This window comes from Bacillus sp. FSL M7-0003, assembly GCF_038628485.1.
GTDB classification, from domain to species: Bacteria; Bacillota; Bacilli; order Bacillales; family Bacillaceae; genus Bacillus; species Bacillus safensis.
Map to the genome: position 1 here is coordinate 901,269 of NZ_CP152024.1, position 17,398 is coordinate 918,666.

18 protein-coding genes and 1 tRNA gene are annotated in these 17,398 nt (G+C 40.8%); 17 read left to right on the forward strand and 2 right to left on the reverse strand.

The window, feature by feature from the left end; genetic code table 11:
• The first annotated feature begins 17 nt into the window (after window positions 1–17).
• From ssuD to MHI23_RS04555, 8 genes are all read left to right on the forward strand, one after another.
• A complete protein-coding gene (gene ssuD / locus MHI23_RS04520; RefSeq protein ID WP_342492335.1) occupies window positions 18–1,160 on the forward strand; it encodes an FMNH2-dependent alkanesulfonate monooxygenase in 1,143 nt (380 codons plus the stop codon).
• 540 nt (window positions 1,161–1,700) lie between these two features.
• Complete coding sequence (locus MHI23_RS04525) at window positions 1,701–1,913, forward strand: hypothetical protein (RefSeq protein ID WP_024425336.1); 213 nt, start codon at window positions 1,701–1,703, stop codon at window positions 1,911–1,913.
• A gap of 115 nt (window positions 1,914–2,028) precedes the next feature.
• Entirely contained in the window at window positions 2,029–2,775 is a 747-nt protein-coding gene (locus tag MHI23_RS04530; protein ID WP_076839170.1) for an ABC transporter ATP-binding protein, read from the forward strand.
• Window positions 2,753–4,219, forward strand: a complete 1,467-nt coding sequence (locus MHI23_RS04535; protein ID WP_342492336.1) for a hypothetical protein — start codon at window positions 2,753–2,755, stop codon at window positions 4,217–4,219. Before MHI23_RS04530 ends, MHI23_RS04535 begins: the two co-directional genes overlap by 23 nt.
• A complete protein-coding gene (locus MHI23_RS04540; RefSeq protein WP_342492337.1) occupies window positions 4,203–5,108 on the forward strand; it encodes a PqqD family protein in 906 nt (301 codons plus the stop codon). Before MHI23_RS04535 ends, MHI23_RS04540 begins: the two co-directional genes overlap by 17 nt.
• On the forward strand, window positions 5,105–5,386 hold the full coding sequence (locus MHI23_RS04545) for a hypothetical protein (RefSeq protein ID WP_024425332.1): 282 nt from the start codon (window positions 5,105–5,107) through the stop codon (window positions 5,384–5,386). The genes MHI23_RS04540 and MHI23_RS04545 overlap by 4 nt, the downstream gene beginning before the upstream one ends.
• A gap of 79 nt (window positions 5,387–5,465) precedes the next feature.
• The gene (locus MHI23_RS04550) at window positions 5,466–6,122 is read left to right on the forward strand and encodes a hypothetical protein (protein WP_197172745.1); all 657 of its coding nucleotides are present in this window, start codon (window positions 5,466–5,468) and stop codon (window positions 6,120–6,122) included.
• A 127-nt stretch (window positions 6,123–6,249) separates the two neighbouring features.
• Window positions 6,250–6,323 (forward strand) — tRNA-Gly (locus tag MHI23_RS04555).
• A 98-nt stretch (window positions 6,324–6,421) separates the two neighbouring features.
• Here the strand turns inward: MHI23_RS04555 and MHI23_RS04560 are convergent.
• Window positions 6,422–7,018: a hypothetical protein gene (locus tag MHI23_RS04560; RefSeq protein ID WP_241218609.1), complete on the reverse strand. Its 597-nt coding sequence runs from the start codon at window positions 7,016–7,018 to the stop codon at window positions 6,422–6,424.
• 83 nt (window positions 7,019–7,101) lie between these two features.
• Here MHI23_RS04560 and queG point away from each other — a divergent pair, with 83 nt between their 5' ends.
• The 9 genes from queG to MHI23_RS04605 all read left to right on the forward strand — a co-directional run bounded on the left by queG (window position 7,102) and on the right by MHI23_RS04605 (window position 16,945).
• Window positions 7,102–8,250: a tRNA epoxyqueuosine(34) reductase QueG gene (gene queG, locus MHI23_RS04565; protein ID WP_024427417.1), complete on the forward strand. Its 1,149-nt coding sequence runs from the start codon at window positions 7,102–7,104 to the stop codon at window positions 8,248–8,250.
• A gap of 61 nt (window positions 8,251–8,311) precedes the next feature.
• Window positions 8,312–9,214 carry an amidase domain-containing protein gene (locus tag MHI23_RS04570; protein ID WP_125587349.1) on the forward strand — a complete coding sequence of 301 codons (903 nt, stop codon included), beginning with the start codon at window positions 8,312–8,314 and terminating at the stop codon, window positions 9,212–9,214.
• A gap of 43 nt (window positions 9,215–9,257) precedes the next feature.
• Complete coding sequence (trmL, locus tag MHI23_RS04575; RefSeq protein WP_125587348.1) at window positions 9,258–9,731, forward strand: tRNA (uridine(34)/cytosine(34)/5-carboxymethylaminomethyluridine(34)-2'-O)-methyltransferase TrmL; 474 nt, start codon at window positions 9,258–9,260, stop codon at window positions 9,729–9,731.
• 444 nt (window positions 9,732–10,175) lie between these two features.
• Window positions 10,176–12,071, forward strand: a complete 1,896-nt coding sequence (locus MHI23_RS04580; RefSeq protein WP_024425326.1) for a PrkA family serine protein kinase — start codon at window positions 10,176–10,178, stop codon at window positions 12,069–12,071.
• Between the two features lie 139 nt (window positions 12,072–12,210).
• Complete coding sequence (yhbH, locus tag MHI23_RS04585) at window positions 12,211–13,374, forward strand: sporulation protein YhbH (RefSeq protein WP_034282299.1); 1,164 nt, start codon at window positions 12,211–12,213, stop codon at window positions 13,372–13,374.
• A gap of 364 nt (window positions 13,375–13,738) precedes the next feature.
• Window positions 13,739–14,371 (forward strand): HlyD family efflux transporter periplasmic adaptor subunit, encoded by a 633-nt coding sequence (locus MHI23_RS04590; RefSeq protein WP_125587347.1) that lies wholly within the window; start codon window positions 13,739–13,741, stop codon window positions 14,369–14,371.
• Window positions 14,372–14,410: 39 nt separating this feature from the next.
• Window positions 14,411–16,030, forward strand: coding sequence for a DHA2 family efflux MFS transporter permease subunit (locus MHI23_RS04595; RefSeq protein WP_125587346.1), 1,620 nt, complete (start codon window positions 14,411–14,413; stop codon window positions 16,028–16,030).
• Window positions 16,031–16,047: 17 nt separating this feature from the next.
• Complete coding sequence (locus tag MHI23_RS04600) at window positions 16,048–16,572, forward strand: flavodoxin family protein (protein ID WP_024425322.1); 525 nt, start codon at window positions 16,048–16,050, stop codon at window positions 16,570–16,572.
• Window positions 16,573–16,585: 13 nt separating this feature from the next.
• Window positions 16,586–16,945, forward strand: coding sequence for a hypothetical protein (locus tag MHI23_RS04605; protein WP_025093303.1), 360 nt, complete (start codon window positions 16,586–16,588; stop codon window positions 16,943–16,945).
• Window positions 16,946–17,058: 113 nt separating this feature from the next.
• Here the strand turns inward: MHI23_RS04605 and cspB are convergent, their stop codons facing one another.
• Window positions 17,059–17,259, reverse strand: coding sequence for a cold shock-like protein CspB (gene cspB, locus MHI23_RS04610; RefSeq protein WP_008349061.1), 201 nt, complete (start codon window positions 17,257–17,259; stop codon window positions 17,059–17,061).
• Between the last annotated feature and the right edge of the window lie 139 nt (window positions 17,260–17,398).

The following is a 17,398-nucleotide window of genomic DNA, read 5'->3' on the forward strand; positions in this document are numbered from 1 at the left end:
TAACAGGGGGCGATGTCATGAATATTTTATGGTTTATTCCAACGCATGGAGACGGCCGTTATTTAGGATCAGCAAAAGGGGCAAGACAGGCAGACTATCCATATTTTAAACAGATTGCTCAAGCAGCTGATCAGCTTGGTTATACAGGGGTCTTACTGCCTACTGGGAGATCATGTGAAGATCCATGGCTGACGGCAGCTGCTTTAGCTGCGGAAACCACTCATTTAAAGTTCCTCGTGGCTCTTAGACCCGGGCTGATGCAGCCGTCTGTTGCTGCTAGAATGACTTCTACATTAGATCGTCTTTCAGGCGGGAGACTGTTGATTAATGTGGTAGCAGGGGGAAGTAAAGAGGAGCTTGAAGGGGATGGGTTGTTCATTTCTCATGATGAACGCTATGAGGCAACAGAAGAGTTTTTGACAATTTGGAAGCGGTTATTGAAAGGAGAAAATGTACAATTTCATGGCAAACATCTACAAGCGGAGAATGGCCGTCTGTTATTCCCACCGGCTCAAACACCCCATCCACCAGTCTTTTTTGGCGGATCATCATCAGCAGGAATTCAAGCAGCCGCCAAGCATACAGATGTCTATTTAACTTGGGGCGAACCGCCTGCACAAGTAAAAGAGAAAATTACACAAGTGAAGAAACAGGCTAAAAAGGAAGGAAGAACGGTGAAGTTTGGCATTCGTCTTCATGTGATTGTGAGAGATACCGAAGAGGAGGCATGGCAGGCAGCGGAACATCTGATTCGTCATTTGGATCAAAAAACAATTGATGAGGCGCAACAAGTGTTACAGGGGATGGACTCAGTAGGTCAAAGACGAATGGTGGAATTGCACCAAGGGAGGAAAGACAAACTTGAAATCAGCCCAAATCTTTGGGCAGGCATTGGTTTAGTACGCGGCGGTGCAGGAACAGCACTCGTCGGAGATCCGCAAACAGTAGCAGATCGTATCATAGAATACCAGTCTCTAGGCATTGATACATTTATATTTTCTGGATACCCGCACCTAGAAGAAGCTTATTATTTAGCAGAGCTTGTTTTCCCGCTCCTTCCATTCAAGAGATCAGGGGCTACAGGACTCTCTGTGCCAGCTGGTGAAATCATTGGGAACAATCATTTCCCAGATGCTGCCTCTGCTGCTAGTTCCTCATAAATATGAAAAAGCAAAGCAGTCTGCGATGGCTGCTTTGCTTTTTTTCATAGAATAGCGGGAGTCTTATGTTGTGTACTGCTGAACAAAGTAAGGGCTTTTTTCCCAATCGCTTTTCTTGTATATACACATTTATAGAGTCAAGAAAAGAAGGGAAATATGCCCACTCTTTTATCAGAATGATCAGTAAATATTTCATAATTGGCATTATTGCGACATAAAATCGGGACTTTTTTATCTGATATATCGGGGGAATTCTTTCTATCTCACAAAAAAGAAAGAATAAATATGATAGATGATAAATATGGACTATTTGAAAAAAAGAAGAAAAAAGATGGTGCAAATGACATTAAATGGGTTTTGTGGTTCTTATGGGGTGTCAAAATCTAGTAAATAAGAGAGGGTTTAAACGGATGAAAGGGAATAATTGAATAAAAAGTCACATTTTAATCAAATGTATGTTCGGTCAAAAATGGGATGTTCTGTAGATGTTTGGAGTGTGACGCCTATGATACGATCATCATAAGCTGGGAGGTGAAAAGTATGACTTATGCAGCGCCGCAAGTTGACTATTCCACTATGGAACCTGCTATTATGGACCAAGCTTGGTTCTTAGTATTTGTTGCTGTCCTTCTTGGATTGGGAGCAACAGTCGTTCTAGGAGCAGCAGTTTGGTGTATCGCAAACGGCAAGGGTAGCTTTACAGGAGCCGTTCAGTGGGAAAGTGGCTTAAAAGTCAAAATTGAATGTAAGTAGCTATACTTAGGATTCATCTTTTTGCTTCTTAGATAAGACACCAGGGCTAAACCGTCTGTGGCGGGCGGTTTAGCCTGATCTGTTTTTAAAGAATATGCAGACACTTGGAGGTTATATGTTTACGATCGAGAATTTAACCAAGACGTATAAAAATAACGTGACTGCTGTCAATGATTTTCATTTAAAGATCGACCCTCATCAAATCGTTGCTGTTGCTGGACCGAATGGTTCGGGTAAAACAACGATGATTAACTGTATACTCGGCATTATTAAGCATACAGAAGGAAGGATTCACTTGCAGGACGTCCCAAACGATGAACCATCCTTTAAAAAACAAGTAGCCTATGTTCCAGATGACCTGCTGCTCCCTGAAGCATTGACTGGTGCTGAATATTTAGATTTTGTTTCTTCTATGTATGAATGTAAAACAATTCACAGAAGAAATCAACTAATTGAACTGTTTGATATGGACTCGGCTTTATCAAGACCGATCGAAACCTATTCACATGGGATGAAAAAAAAGACACAGCTGATTGCTGCATTTATGCTTGATAGTCAATTGGTGATCATGGATGAGCCCTTTAGAGGACTTGATATTGAAGCGGTTATAAACACAAAGAAACTGATGAAGCGGTATGCCAAGCACCATGGTGCGATCTTGCTTTCAACGCATGATATGCTTTCAGCGGAAGAGCTGTGCCACAAAATCGCCATTATTTCTAAAGGAAATAAAATGGATGAAGGGACGGTCTCAGCCTTAAAGGAGAAGTATCAATCAAGCACATTGGAACAGGTGTTTCTGAAAGCTTCAATGTTAAGTGATAGGGGTGCACATTTTGATGAAATCATTAATCATTTCTAAAATGATGCTTAAAATGTGGCAGCAGGAGATGTATAAGCTCTTTGATACTCAAACGAAGCGGATCATTGTGGTCTTATTCTTTTTGTTTGCCATCACAATGGGAGCCATTATCGGATACAGCTTTACAGGTGTCTTTATGAAGGCTTTCTTAAATGGAGATGAACGTTCACTTGGATTACTTGTCGTGTCAATGGCGATCAATGCCTCTATTTTTACAAGCTTGTTATTCGTTTTGATCAAGGTCAGAACACCTGAACAAGACCGGTTTTCTATGCAGCTCAGCTGGTTCCCGCTCTCTACCTTTCAGAAAAGTTTTGGATACTTCATTCCGATGGTGACAGTGGTGGCAGGGCTTGTTTTATTTTTTATCGGCATCCTGCTTTTACCTAATTTTATTGCCCAGGGAATTGGTATTTTCTTTATCTTTACTTTCTTTTTGATGGTGCTTTTGCAGTCGCTTTTTGTCTTAATGCTGCTGCAGTTTATTTACAATATCACTTATTTACTCGTTTTGAAATTAAGATTACCGTTGCAAAAATTTGCAGCGATATTTGTTTTATTGGCACTGGTTGTCACGTATGGATTGACGCACTTTGATATTAGCCAAATTCAGCAATCATATATTCAGTTTGATTATCATTTGATGTATTTGACAGCTCCGTTTTTCCTAGCGGCACAAGGAATGCCTCCTGAAGGGGTAAATTATGCCATCTTGATTCTGATCATCCTCTTATCGGCAGGCGGCACATTTCTTTCTCTTGCGATGATGCCGATTATGGCAGAGAAAAAAGCGTTAACCTTTTTACACAAGCTGCCATTCTCTTCTTCAAAGAAGTGGTCGCTTATTGTGAAGGAAATGAAGTCACAGGTACGGAATGAAGAAAACATTTTAAACTTTCTTATTCTTCTTATTGTGATCTTATTCGTTCGTTATCAATTTGGATTCCGCTTTGAAGAAGAAGCGTTTTTTGTTCTATGTGGTCTTGCTGGATTAACAGCCTTCAATTCGTTTGGCAATGATAAACGAATGCTGGGCATGTATAAAACATTTGGTCTGAGATCGTGGGAAGTGGCTTTGTATAAGTTTATCGGCCTTCTGCTCGTAGGTGTACTACAAATTGTTTTATTCATGCTGACAACGCTGACGCTTCCTGATCAGATTTGGCACGCATTGATTGGTGCCGCTGTGTTATGCAATGCGACTGCGCTCTTTTATGTGGTAGGTATTTTACTTCCTCTTGATCGAAACAATCCCTATACAGGCATTTTTTCATTTGGAGCGCTTATTTTACTCATGATTCCGATTGTTTTTATTGGAAACTATGTCATAGGGGCGTCGAGTCAAACGCTTCAATGGCTGCTTGTGGCTGCATTTGAGGGTCTGCTCATCTTTGCCATATACAAAGGTTTTTCATGGAGGTATTCACATGATTCAACTTCTTAACAATAAGCTAAAGATTGAGCGGGTACCGGCACTAGCGCCGTATGTGACCTTACAAAAAAGGCATCTCACGGATACGCAGTATGGAAGCACACTCCCGATCAATGAAAGTGCCTATCATATGTTAACGAAAGTGGACGGTAAAAGAACTGAAGCGAGTATTACCGCAGAGCTCGCCGATTTGTTTCAGGTCGATGAGTCGGTGATTGCTCGTGATTTTTATCAGCTGATGATGGGATTGAATCAGCATCACTTGCTGTCTATTCATTATCATTCACCATATCGGATTGTGACAGCCTGCTGCCAATTTTTCAAGCAGTATCAAGTCAAAATGAAGGAACGATTTGATTGTACTGGTCACTCGTTCCTTCACATTTTTAGGACGGCTTTGCTCATGGTGACGCGTAAAATCATCTTTTTCTGGATGCTTTTCATGGTCATGGCAGGGATCGCTTTTTTATTCATTCCTGATCCGTCGATTGCAGCCATTGCGATATATTTTACGATTATTTATTTCGGATTAATTACCGGAACCGCCTTACATGAGGCGGCACATGGCTATGCACATCGGAAATTTGCGGGGCGAGATGGTCCTCAAGGCTTTTTTGCGAGTGATATGATGTCTGTGAAATTTGTAAGACCCGTATTAGATCCGTTTCAGAAAAAGCAGGTATGGATTACGCTGCTTGGACCGCTTGTTCCCGGTGTGATTGGCGCAGCAGGCATTATTGTCACCATTTTATTTCTAAAAGAAAACCCGGTTTCGACAGCTTTTTTCATCTTTTCAATCACGTATTTTATTCAATTACTCTATCTTCTTCCGTTTATGGGGGATGGTAAGTCCATTATGAAGCAGCTATTGCTTGGGGGAATGGGAGGACAACGATCATGAACGTACAGGCGATGAAACAAGGCGCGATAGTTGGTAGTTTTCTAGGATTCTTAGGCTTTCCGATGCTGACAATCGGTGTACTGTTCTATCATTTATTTCAATCAAAAACGAATGATGCTTTATTATTTAACAGTCTCGCTTTTGAGATGGAAGGCTCTTCCGCATTTACTTTTCAGATCAAGCCAAACTTTTTTATTTATATGATGGTGATTTTTGCTGTGAGTTTTCTCATTGTGGCATTCCTATCAGCCATGAAACAGAAAAAAGCAAAAGGTTAGGAGAATTCTCCTAACCTTTTTTTGTGTTACGACCAAATTTTAGTATAATAAGAAATAAAAAACATCAAAGGGGATCACAATGGTTAAAAAATGGAGCATTCTTTTATTCACAGTTTTTCTATTAGCAGGATGCGGCGAGAAGGCCGAAGAAACCACGACAACCGAAAAGACGGTTTCGACAATTAAAACAGAGTCTGCCACTAAAAACCAAGTAACCATCGAACAAATGAAACTCTCAAAAAAAGAAAAAAACTTACTAGAAGCAGCAACAACTAATGAAAAGGTGGCTCTGACACTGAAAGGATTAACGAAGAAGAATAAAAGTATTACGTTTATCGGGAGTCATTACAAAAATGGACGATTAGTGAATAAGGAAGCATCATCTGCTACCTTTACTTTACACCAGGATGGAACCGATCAAACGGTGAATGTACTTCTTCAATTACATCATGAGAAAGATACATATGAATCACAATTTAGTATTTGGTCAAATAAAAAGAATGATGGGATGACGAAAGCGACATCAAGCTTTCCGTTCAAAGTAAGTGACTATGTATTTTCTGCACAATCTGAAACTGTCAAAGTTGCTTCTGGAGGAAAGGCACTGATTGCGTATACAGCGGCAATGGGGAAGGATGGAAATGCACCAATGCTTGAGGAAATTCAGAAGAATCCAAAGCAAGCGCTGAAAAATAAGTCACATGCATACTTATTTTATATCCAGCTAGATAAATAACTATCGTAATATATACGGAGAATATGAAGTTTTTTGACGAAAAATCTTCATATTCTCTTGACGAATTGTTAAGAAAGTTGTAACATAATAAAAGTCAACGCGATGACGTTGCTTTTAAAAGATTGATGCGGGTGTAGTTTAGTGGTAAAACCTCAGCCTTCCAAGCTGATGTCGTGAGTTCGATTCTCATCACCCGCTCCAATACATAATTTTGTTTATAACGCAGTATTTCGTTTCTTAGATAAACGAAGTGTTGCGTTTTTTATTATGTCAGTATAATGTGAAAAAGCACTGTCAGGCTACAGTGCTTTTTCAATGAGTTCATATTTGCTTTCTCCGCCATGTATTTGTACAAACATCTTCGTCAAGGATTGAATAAGAGCTTCACTCTTTTCCCGGGAAATAGATGGCGGGAAAAGGATGATTTGAAGAATGTTCTTTGTGTCTTGAGAAATTTGTGCTTTACTTGCTTGAGAAAATAATCCATTCAGTCCTGCGCTGTCCTGCCATTCGATGTGACCAGCCTCATGTTTTGCCACTGAAAGCGGTCCTTTGATGCGATCGGCATCTAAAGTCAGGATAGGTAAGAAATATTTTAGTGAGAAAAATATCGACAAATCCTGTACGGAATTGGTCGAGTCAATAAATTGTTCCTTTTGGATGTTAGAAAGAAGTGGAAGGAAAGGAACGTCTTTTAAAATATCCGTCCATTCTTTGATGGCTGATACTTCTTCTAAAACTTTATCTTCGTATTCAAAAAATAGGGATTCTTGAAACAGGCGTAATCGGCCTTTTAACATTTGAGGTGATGTACCCACTTCAATATGCGAATATTCAATCTGTCCAACATGGATAGACGGGTTTTGAGGATGAGAAATTTCCATATGTATCTTCACAGTGACTCACTCCAATCGGTCATGATACACTCGTATTATACTGAAAACAACAGAAGAAACAAAGAAAGGAGGTTTGCAAGGTGATTCATGTTGGAGAATTAAAAGAAGAATTGATTCAATATGCGAAAGAAATTGGTGTCGATAAAATTCGATTTGCAAGTGCCGACACATTTGATTCATTAAAGGACCGCCTCATCTTACATGAATCGTTAGGGTATTTGTCAGGCTTTGAAGAGCCTGATATTGAAAAAAGGACAAACCCTTCTTTGCTGCTTCCGAAGGCCAAATCAATTGTTGCGATAGCGCTCGCGTATCCTTCCAAAATGAAAGATGCTCCTCGAAGTACAAAGGATGCGAGACGGGGGATTTTTTGCCGGGCTTCATGGGGAACGGATTATCATGTTGTGCTGAAAAAAAAGCTTGATATGCTCGAAGAATTTTTGCGAAGCAAACATGTTGATATACGGACAAAATCAATGGTGGATACAGGAGAATTGTCTGATCGTGCTGTAGCGGAACGTGCTGGCATTGGTTTTAGTGCAAAAAACTGTATGATTATCACGCCAGAGTTTGGATCTTATGTGTATTTGGCTGAAATGATCACAAATGTCCCATTTGAACCGGATGAGAAAATTGAAGACCAGTGCGGAACTTGCAATAAATGTGTGGATTCGTGTCCAACGGGTGCGCTGGTGAATCCAGGACAGCTGAATTCTCAGCGGTGTATTTCATTTTTAACGCAGACAAAAGGCTTTTTACCTGATGAGTTTCGTTCGAAAATAGGGAATCGATTGTACGGGTGTGATACATGTCAAACTGTCTGCCCGATCAATAAAGGAAAAGACTTTCATCTGCATCCTGAAATGGAGCCAGACCCTGAAATTGCGAAGCCGCTGTTAAAGCCGCTTCTGACGATCAGCAATCGTGAGTTTAAGGAAAAATACGGTCATGTTTCAGGTTCATGGCGGGGGAAAAAGCCCATTCAGCGGAATGCAATTTTGGCACTCGCTCATTTTAAAGATACATCTGCCTTACCAGTATTAATTGAGTTGATGCACAAGGATCCAAGGCCGGTCATTCGAGGAACGGCTGCATGGGCAATTGGCAAAATTGGTGATGATCAGCAGCTCCCAGAGCTGGAAAAGGCCCTTGAGCGGGAAAGTGATGAAGAAGCGAAAGAGGAGATTGTGAAAGGGATTGAGCTTTTACAGACACCTTTAAATACTAAATAACATCCCTGTGAACATAGAATGAACCAAACAAAGATTTTAAAAAATGTTTGGTGGTGTCTGTGTGAAACAATTATTAGAGAAAACTTTAGAAGACAGGCTGGCGTATTTAATCAATGACCGTGCAATCAAACAGCCGCAGCTTATGTCTGATGTGGAAGCAGTAGAGCGGAAAAAAGAGCTTTTTGCTAGAAGACAGGTTGAGATTGTGAAGGCAAAAGCAAAAACAAAACTTCTCGATTCAGCCATTCAAGATGATGGGGCTCAGCATGTGCAGTACCTTGCTCATCTCACATATGTATGCAAGGATGTAGACGATTCTTTTTATTTAGAGGAACAGGTGGAAAAAAGAGAAGCATTTCTTTATAACAACATGCTTGTCAAAGATCGGATGATGTTAGAAGAGCGGCAATGGGAAGAGCATTTGGATGAGCGCTTTCAGACCGAAGATCAATTTGGGAGAGCCTTTCATTATGACCGGCGGGCTGCCGTGAAGTATGCGGAGACATATTGGAATAAACGGAATCCAGCCTATAAAAACTTTGAAGATAACTGTACAAATTTTATTTCACAATGTTTGAAAGCAGGGAATGCGCCAACGAGAGGGTATCCGAACCGCGGGTCTGGCTGGTGGGTGCGTCCGCATACGTGGAGCTATAGCTGGACGGTGGCTCATTCGATGAAAAATTATTTAGCGAATTCAAAAGCGGGTTTGAGAGCAAAGAAACTTAAAGAAGCGCACGAGCTTCAAATTGGTGATGTCATTTGCTACGATTTTGAAGGTGATGGAAGGTATAATCATACAACCATTGTCGTTGATCATGACAAAGGCGGAATGCCTCTTGTGAATGCACAGACGTATGACTGCCGCATGCGTTATTGGTCATATGAGGATTCGACTGCCTATACACCTGCTATTCGATATATGTTTTTTCACATTTTGGACGATGCCGCGAAGGATAGTTAGTGGTATAATGTTGAGCGGAAAAGAAAATTAGAGGTGAACTTTTTTGGGACTTCATGTCGTTTTATATCAACCAGAGATTCCAGCTAATACTGGAAATATTGCGCGTACATGTGCAGCAACAAATACAACCCTTCATCTGATTCGTCCGCTTGGTTTTTCGACAGATGACAAAATGCTGAAGCGTGCAGGACTCGATTATTGGAAATTTGCCAATGTGGTCTATCATGATTCACTTGATGAATTGTTTGAGGCACATCCGAAGGGGCAATTTTTCTATATCACTAAATTTGGCCAAAAGCCGCACACAACATTTGATTACTCTCAGCTGGATGAAGACTATTTCTTTGTGTTTGGAAGAGAGACAAGTGGATTGCCGAAAGATTTGATTGAACAAAATATGGACCGTTGTCTTCGTTTACCGATGACAGAGCATGTTCGTTCTCTGAATCTGTCGAATACGGCAGCCATTCTTGTATATGAGGCACTTCGCCAGCAGCAATATCGCGATCTCACATAAGATCATGATAAAAGCCGAGATACTGAACTCGGCTTTTTTATGTGAAATCACTTTTTTTGACATGTTGAAAATGAAAAGGATGTTCCGCAAATGGAACATCCTTTTTTTCATTTACCAGGCTTGCCTTCGTAGCCAGCAGTGAAAATGGATACTAAAAACGTAATGATGACGCCCATCATAATGACCGTTCTCATATAAGCTCCCCCTTATCCCTTTGTTCCGTTCGCTGCCTGTTTCATATGATGTGAAGTTCACCTTGAAAAGCAGGAGAAGAAAATCATTTTTCTCCTATTTTTCCTTTATTATGAAGGGTCTTGCGGATGGTTGTCAATTCAGTTTGCCAATTCGTCATTTTGAAGAACGAAAGCATGTAATAGGACGCCTCCGCATAGATTGTAAAACAGTATCTGATTTCTAGCTTCAATCTTGAAAGAGGAGGTTCATATGGATATTTTAAAGAAAATCGAACAGCACAGAGAAGAAGAGCAGCGTCTCAAATGGGAAGGCACATTCAGCGATTATTTAGACATTATTAAGGAAAATCCACTTGTCGCTCAATCTGCTCATTCTCGCGTTTATCATATGATTAAAGACAGCGGGATTGAAGAGGAGAATGGGGTCAGAACCTACAAATTTTTTGATCAGGAGCTGTTTGGGTTAGAGGAATCACTCGAAAGATTAGTAGAGGAATATTTTCACCCTGCTGCAAAGCGGCTAGACGTCAGGAAGCGTATTTTATTACTGATGGGACCAGTAAGCGGGGGGAAATCGACGCTTGTCACTAGATTGAAAAGAGGACTTGAAGAATATTCATTGACAGATCATGGCGCAGTTTATGCGATCAAAGGCTGCCCTATGCATGAAGATCCGCTTCATCTCATTCCGCAAAATCTGCGGGAGGATTTCTATAGAGAATATGGGATTCGTGTGCAGGGGAATTTGTCGCCTCTGAACATGATGAGACTGGAAGAGGAATATGGCGGCAGAATTGAGGATGTAAGGGTCGAGCGGATCTTTTTCTCTGAAGATAAACGGACCGGCATTGGTACCTTTAGTCCGTCTGATCCGAAATCTCAGGACATTGCCGATTTAACAGGCAGCATCGATTTTTCAACCATTGCTGAATTTGGATCAGAGTCAGATCCCCGCGCCTACCGCTTTGATGGAGAACTCAATAAAGCAAACCGAGGGATGATGGAGTTTCAGGAGATGTTAAAGTGTGATGAGAAATTTCTCTGGCACCTCCTGTCATTAACGCAGGAAGGGAATTTTAAGGCAGGAAGATTCGCCTTGATTAGTGCAGATGAATTGATCGTCGCCCATACGAATGAAACCGAGTACCGGTCGTTTATTTCAAATAAAAAGAACGAGGCGCTCCATTCAAGAATTATTGTGATGCCAATTCCTTATAACTTAAAGGTCACAGAAGAAGAACGCATTTATCATAAAATGATTTCAGAAAGTGATGTCTCAGATGTGCATATTGCCCCGCATACGCTGAAGGTAGCAGCAATGTTCTCCATTTTGACGAGATTAAAAGAGCCGAAGCGTTCTGATATTGATTTGGTGAAAAAAATGCGTCTGTATGACGGAGAAAGTGTCGAAGGCTTCCAATCAGTCGACATTGATGAGATGAAAAAGGAATTTCATGACGAAGGGATGAGCGGAATTGACCCGCGTTATGTAATCAACCGAATTTCATCTACCATCATTCGAAAGAATATGGAATCGATCAATGCACTGGATGTTCTTCGCTCCTTAAAAGAAGGGCTTGATCAGCATCCGTCTATCTCCAGCGAGGACCGGGAGCGTTATTTGAATTTCATTTCAGTCGCGCGAAAAGAGTATGATGATATTGCGAAGAAGGAAGTGCAAAAGGCCTTTGTGTATTCCTATGAGGAGTCTGCGAAAACGCTGATGGATAATTACTTAGATAATGTCGAGGCATACTGCAATAAAAACAAGCTGCGTGATCCGTTAACTGGTGAAGAAATGAATCCTGATGAAAAGCTCATGCGTTCAATTGAAGAGCAGATCGGTATTTCTGAAAACGCCAAAAAGGCATTTAGAGAAGAAATTCTGATTCGTATTTCGGCTTATGCGAGAAAGGGAAAACGCTTTGATTATAATTCGCATGAGAGATTGCGGGAGGCCATTCAGAAGAAGCTGTTTGCTGATCTAAAAGATGTGGTGAAAATCACGACATCGACGAAGACACCGGATGAACAGCAGCTGAAGAAGGTCAATGAAGTAGTGGCTAGATTGATTGATGAGCATGGCTATAATTCAACAAGTGCAAATGAACTTTTAAAATATGTAGGCAGTCTTCTGAACCGTTAATAAATGAAGGAGGCATTATTGGCGCATCAGCACCGGTAATGTCTTTTTTAGAAATGATCGTCAACTTGGATGACAAGCAGCATAGAATAAAGGAATCGATGGTTAGAAGAATTGTGCAAATAGGTGAGGAGGGGGATGGATGTCCCGGCAAGAAAAAAGTCAGTTTATTGTGTCACAGGAAGACTGGTCCCTCCATCGAAAAGGCTATGACGACCAGCAGCGTCATCAGAAAAAAGTCAAAGAGGCGATTAAAAACAATTTGCCGGATCTTGTCACAGAAGAAAGCATCATCATGTCGAATGGAAAAGATGTTGTGAAAATTCCGATCCGTTCATTAGATGAATATAAAATTCGGTATAACTACGACAAAAATAAGCATGTAGGTCAAGGCGATGGAGACAGTGAGGTTGGAGATGTTGTTGCGCGCGACGGCTCAGACAGTAAGCAAGGCCAAGGAAAGGGCCAGGGCGCTGGAGATCAAGCTGGTGAGGATTATTACGAAGCAGAAGTCTCATTAATGGATCTCGAGGAAGCACTGTTTCGTGAACTGGAGCTGCCAAACCTCAAGCAAAAGGAGCTTGACGACATCATTGTCGAACAAATTGAGTTTAACGATATTCGCAAAACCGGGTTAACAGGAAATATCCACAAAAAACGAACGATGCTGTCGGCATTTAAACGAAATGCGATGACAGGCAGTCCTTCCTTTTATCCAATCTACCCAGAGGATATCAAGTATAAAACGTGGAATGAAGTGACCAAACCAGAGTCGAAAGCCGTCGTTTTGGCAATGATGGATACGAGTGGAAGTATGGGACTTTGGGAAAAATATATGGCGCGAAGTTTTTTCTTTTGGATGACACGTTTCTTACGGACAAAGTATGAGACGGTCGATATTGAATTTATTGCCCACCATACAGAGGCGAAGGTGGTAGACGAAGAACATTTCTTCTCACGGGGTGAGAGCGGGGGGACCATTTGCTCGTCTGTCTATCGAAAGGCACTAGAGCTCATAGACGAACGATACCCGCCGTCGCGATATAATATTTATCCTTTTCATTTTTCTGATGGTGACAATTTGACCTCAGACAACGCCCGGTGTGTGAAACTTGTTTCTGAGATCATGAAAAAAGCCAATTTATTCTGCTATGGTGAAGTGAATCAATACAACCGCCATTCTACGTTAATGTCAGCATATAAGCATATTCAGGATGAGAAATTTAAGCATTATATTTTGAAGCAAAAATCAGACGTTTTTCTCGCACTAAAAAAATTTTTTCAGCAGGAAGAAGTTCATTCATAACGAGCACATTTGAAAAAACCTTTCAGCATAAGGGCTGAAAGGTTTTTTGTGTGGAGAAGGAAAGGATCGCCAGAAAAAAAGTAAAACTTTCTCTTTGACATTTCAATTTTCATTTATTAATATTTAATCTTGTTAAATATAAGTTTTTCAAAAAAGATGCCGATCGTCTTTTCTTCTTTTTCTGCTCTTTGCTCATAAGTGAACAATAAATATAAATGGGCTGCACACCATGATAGGGGCGGGAGTAGATGAAGGGAAAAGGACAGATTGTTGAGCTTGTTTCATATTCTGTCAGATGATGGGCATTCTAAGTTTGCTAAAGCAGATGACACTATATCTTTATACATGAAAGGAGAAACAAAACATGAACAGAGGGCGTTTATTGCTAACGAACATTATTGGCCTTATTGTGATTCTTGCCATTATTGCCGGAGGTGCTTATTACTACTACGAAAGCACAAACTTTGTTAAAACAGATGAGGCAAAAGTGACAGGTGACATGTATCAAATTACAGCACCAGCAGCTGGACAAATCAAAGGCTGGGATATCAACGAAGGTGACGAAGTGGATAAAGACAGCACAGTTGCAAAAGTTGAAGGACAAACAAAAACAAACATTAAAGCAGTGGCTGATGGCACATTAGTCAAAAAAGAAATCCAAAACAACCAACAAGTGCAGCCTGGTACAGTTCTTGGTGAAACAATCGATTTAAGCAAGCTTTACATCACAGCAAATATTAAAGAAACAGATATTAAAAACATTGAAAAAGGCGACAAAGTCGACATCGTTGTAGATGGAGATCCTGATACAACATTTGAAGGAACTGTTGAACAAATTGGTTATGCGACAAACTCAACATTCAATATGCTGCCAGCAACTAATTCAAGTGGCAACTATACAAAAGTAACACAAAAAGTAGCAGTGAAAATTTCAATTAAAAACCCATCAGACAAAGTACTTCCAGGTATGAATGCTTCTGTCAAAATTTCATCTTAATGATGATTGATATCAAAAAATGAAAGGAGGTTGTCTGAGATGGCAAATCAACCTGCAGCGACAAAACAGGGAACAGGCTCCTTGTCTTTACTGATCATTTTAATGGCCGGTTTGTTCGTAGCGATTTTAAACCAAACGCTTTTGAACGTAGCCATGCCCCATTTAATGACAGAATTTAATGTGAGTGCAACGACGATTCAGTGGCTGACAACAGGCTACATGCTTGTCAACGGTGTGCTGATTCCGTTGTCTGCGTTTTTAATCACACGTTTTGGACAGCGCAGCTTATTCCTAGTGGCTATGATCTCGTTTACACTAGGTACATTTATTTGCGGCATTGCGCCAAACTTTTCAACGATGCTTATCGGCCGTTTGATTCAGGCTGTCGGCGGCGGTATCTTACAGCCGCTTGTCATGACAACAATCCTTTTTATTTTCCCTCCGGAAAACAGAGGGAAAGGAATGGGGATTTTTGGTCTTGCGATGATGTTTGCTCCTGCAGTAGGACCAACATTATCTGGTTACATTATTGAACATTATTCTTGGCGTATTATGTTTTATGGACTTGTGCCAATCGGTGCGATTGTCATTATCGCGGCTTTCTTTATGTTTAGAAATATTGTAGAGCCTAAAAAAATCAAGCTGGACAGTCTTGGTGCGATTCTTTCAATCGTTGGTTTTGCTTCCCTTCTATACGGAGTGAGTGAAGCAGGAAGTGATGGTTGGACAGATCCGATCGTCTTATCTACGATTATTATTGGTGCGATTGCGATCATTCTCTTTATTTTCCAACAGTTGAAAGTTGATAATCCGATGCTTGATTTCCGCGTATTTAAATACAGCATTTTCTCATTATCAAGTGTCATTAACATCATTATTACGGTTGCTTTATATACAGGGATGTTCTTACTTCCGATTTATCTGCAAAACCTCGTTGGGTTTACGGCATTGCAATCTGGGCTATTAATGCTTCCAGGGGCACTTGCGATGCTCATTATGTCCCCGATTTCAGGAATCTTGTTTGATAAATTTGGACCTCGTCCGCTTGCCATAGTGGGGATGCTCATTACCGTTGTCACGACATATGAGTTTACAAAGCTGACCATTGATACTTCCTATAGTCACATAGTGCTCATGTATGCAGTACGTGCATTTGGTATGTCACTCTTGATGATGCCAGTTATGACAGCAGGGATGAACCAATTACCGCAGCACTTAAACAGCCATGGTACAGCGATGTCTAATACATTAAGACAAATTAGCGGTTCCATCGGTACGAGTTTGATCACAACGATTTATACGAATCGGACGACATTCCATTATTCCAATATGGCGGATCAAACAAATACAGCGGACCCGTTCTTTATGAATTCATTCCAGGCGGCTGTATCGAATGTGATGCATCATATGGGTATGACAGCAGAAGCTGCTCAAAAATATGTATCCACCCAGCTCTTTACGAAAGCACAGATCGATTCAAACGTGATGGGTATCAATGATGCTTATATGTGGGTGACATTATTCTGTGCGGCTGGTGTCATTCTCAGCTTGTTCCTGCGAGATGTTCGTAAGGATAAAAAGCGAAAAGAACAGCAGCATAAGAAACAAGAAATATCACTGCTTCCAGCACCTAAGGAAGCAAACCAAGATGCAAGATAAGTGTGGAGGGACCGTACATGAAAATTTATGTTGTATACGATAGTGAAGGTGACCATACAAAAGCACTTGCAGAAGCGATTGCAGCAGGCGCGGGTGAAACAGAGCAAGCTGAAGTATTCATTGATCACGTGAAAGATGCGGATATTCGCAAGCTTGATCAAATGGATGCGATCATTTGGGGCTGCCCTGGCCACTTTGGTACCATTAGTTCTGGGTTAAAGACATGGATTGACCGTCTCGGCTACTTATGGGCAGAAGGAAAACTAATCGATAAAGTCGGTGCTGTTTTCTGTACAACTGCTACAACACACGGCGGTTTAGAAATGACAATGCATAATTTGATCACACCAATGTTCCACCAAGGAATGCTTGTTGTCGGCCTTCCTGGAAATGTTCCAGAGAATGCTTTATACGGCTCTTACTATGGAGCTGGTGTGACATGTCCGATCGATTCAGATGAATTGATTTCGACTGAAGGCATTGAACTTGGAAAAGCACTAGGAAGACGTGTAGCATCAGTCACTGCATCATTTAAGCGATAAGGAGAGGGTTCTTTTGGCGACGATTATTGTAGCGTTAGTAGCTGCTGTTCTAGTCATTATTGGATTAGTAGCGTTCAATGTCAGACACGCATCAGCCGATAAGGAAGAGATCAAAGAAGATGTCTCCAAACAGCCTGACGTGCCGCATAGCGAGCCAGAAGCTGTGGCGAGACATGTAGAGCCTGAAGTTGAAAAAAAAGCGTCAGAGCCTTCTCAAACGGATGATGCTGCGTCTGGCGACGATTTCTATAGACAGGCGCTTCAAAAGTTTAAGCAGCCAGAACCACCTGTCAAAGAAGAAGAACCAGAGACAAAAATGAATGATGATATGTATCGTTCTGCTTTGCAGAAGCTAAAGCAGAAGGACAAATAAAAAAGAGAACCTCTCATCAGGTTCTCTTTTTTTATGGTACAAAAAAACCGCCGGCAGAAGCCGGGCGGTTTTCCTTCACTCTATAAAGTGCTAAAAGAGCAGATGCTCTTAAATTACGCTTTGTTAACGTTAGCAGCTTGTGGTCCACGGTTACCTTCAACGATTTCGAAAGAAACTGATTGACCTTCTTCTAAAGTTTTGAAGCCTTCGCCTTGGATAGCAGAGAAGTGAACGAATACATCGTCTTGACCTTCTACTTCGATGAATCCGAAACCTTTTTCAGAGTTGAACCATTTTACTTTACCTTCTAACATGAAATTTCCTCCTAAAGCGATCTTAACGCTTAAATTCACTATTCTTGCTCTTACACAAACTTCAAAGACGAAAACTCTTTCAAAACTTTCTTCTTAAAGATGATACGAACAAAAATAATTACCTTTACTTTACCAGTGT

Excerpts from the sequence above, each read along its gene's own strand:
- ssuD (WP_342492335.1), top strand. The coding sequence starts at position 18 with ATGAATATTTTATGGTTTATTCCAACGCATGGAGACGGCCGTTATTTA.
- MHI23_RS04525 (WP_024425336.1), top strand. The coding sequence starts at position 1,701 with ATGACTTATGCAGCGCCGCAAGTTGACTATTCCACTATGGAACCTGCT.
- MHI23_RS04530 (WP_076839170.1), top strand. The coding sequence starts at position 2,029 with ATGTTTACGATCGAGAATTTAACCAAGACGTATAAAAATAACGTGACT.
- MHI23_RS04535 (WP_342492336.1), top strand. The coding sequence starts at position 2,753 with ATGAAATCATTAATCATTTCTAAAATGATGCTTAAAATGTGGCAGCAG.
- MHI23_RS04540 (WP_342492337.1), top strand. The coding sequence starts at position 4,203 with ATGATTCAACTTCTTAACAATAAGCTAAAGATTGAGCGGGTACCGGCA.
- MHI23_RS04545 (WP_024425332.1), top strand. The coding sequence starts at position 5,105 with ATGAACGTACAGGCGATGAAACAAGGCGCGATAGTTGGTAGTTTTCTA.
- MHI23_RS04550 (WP_197172745.1), top strand. The coding sequence starts at position 5,466 with ATGGTTAAAAAATGGAGCATTCTTTTATTCACAGTTTTTCTATTAGCA.
- MHI23_RS04580 (WP_024425326.1), top strand. The coding sequence starts at position 10,176 with ATGGATATTTTAAAGAAAATCGAACAGCACAGAGAAGAAGAGCAGCGT.
- yhbH (WP_034282299.1), top strand. The coding sequence starts at position 12,211 with ATGTCCCGGCAAGAAAAAAGTCAGTTTATTGTGTCACAGGAAGACTGG.
- MHI23_RS04590 (WP_125587347.1), top strand. The coding sequence starts at position 13,739 with ATGAACAGAGGGCGTTTATTGCTAACGAACATTATTGGCCTTATTGTG.
- MHI23_RS04595 (WP_125587346.1), top strand. The coding sequence starts at position 14,411 with ATGGCAAATCAACCTGCAGCGACAAAACAGGGAACAGGCTCCTTGTCT.
- MHI23_RS04600 (WP_024425322.1), top strand. The coding sequence starts at position 16,048 with ATGAAAATTTATGTTGTATACGATAGTGAAGGTGACCATACAAAAGCA.
- cspB (WP_008349061.1), bottom strand. The coding sequence starts at position 17,259 with ATGTTAGAAGGTAAAGTAAAATGGTTCAACTCTGAAAAAGGTTTCGGA.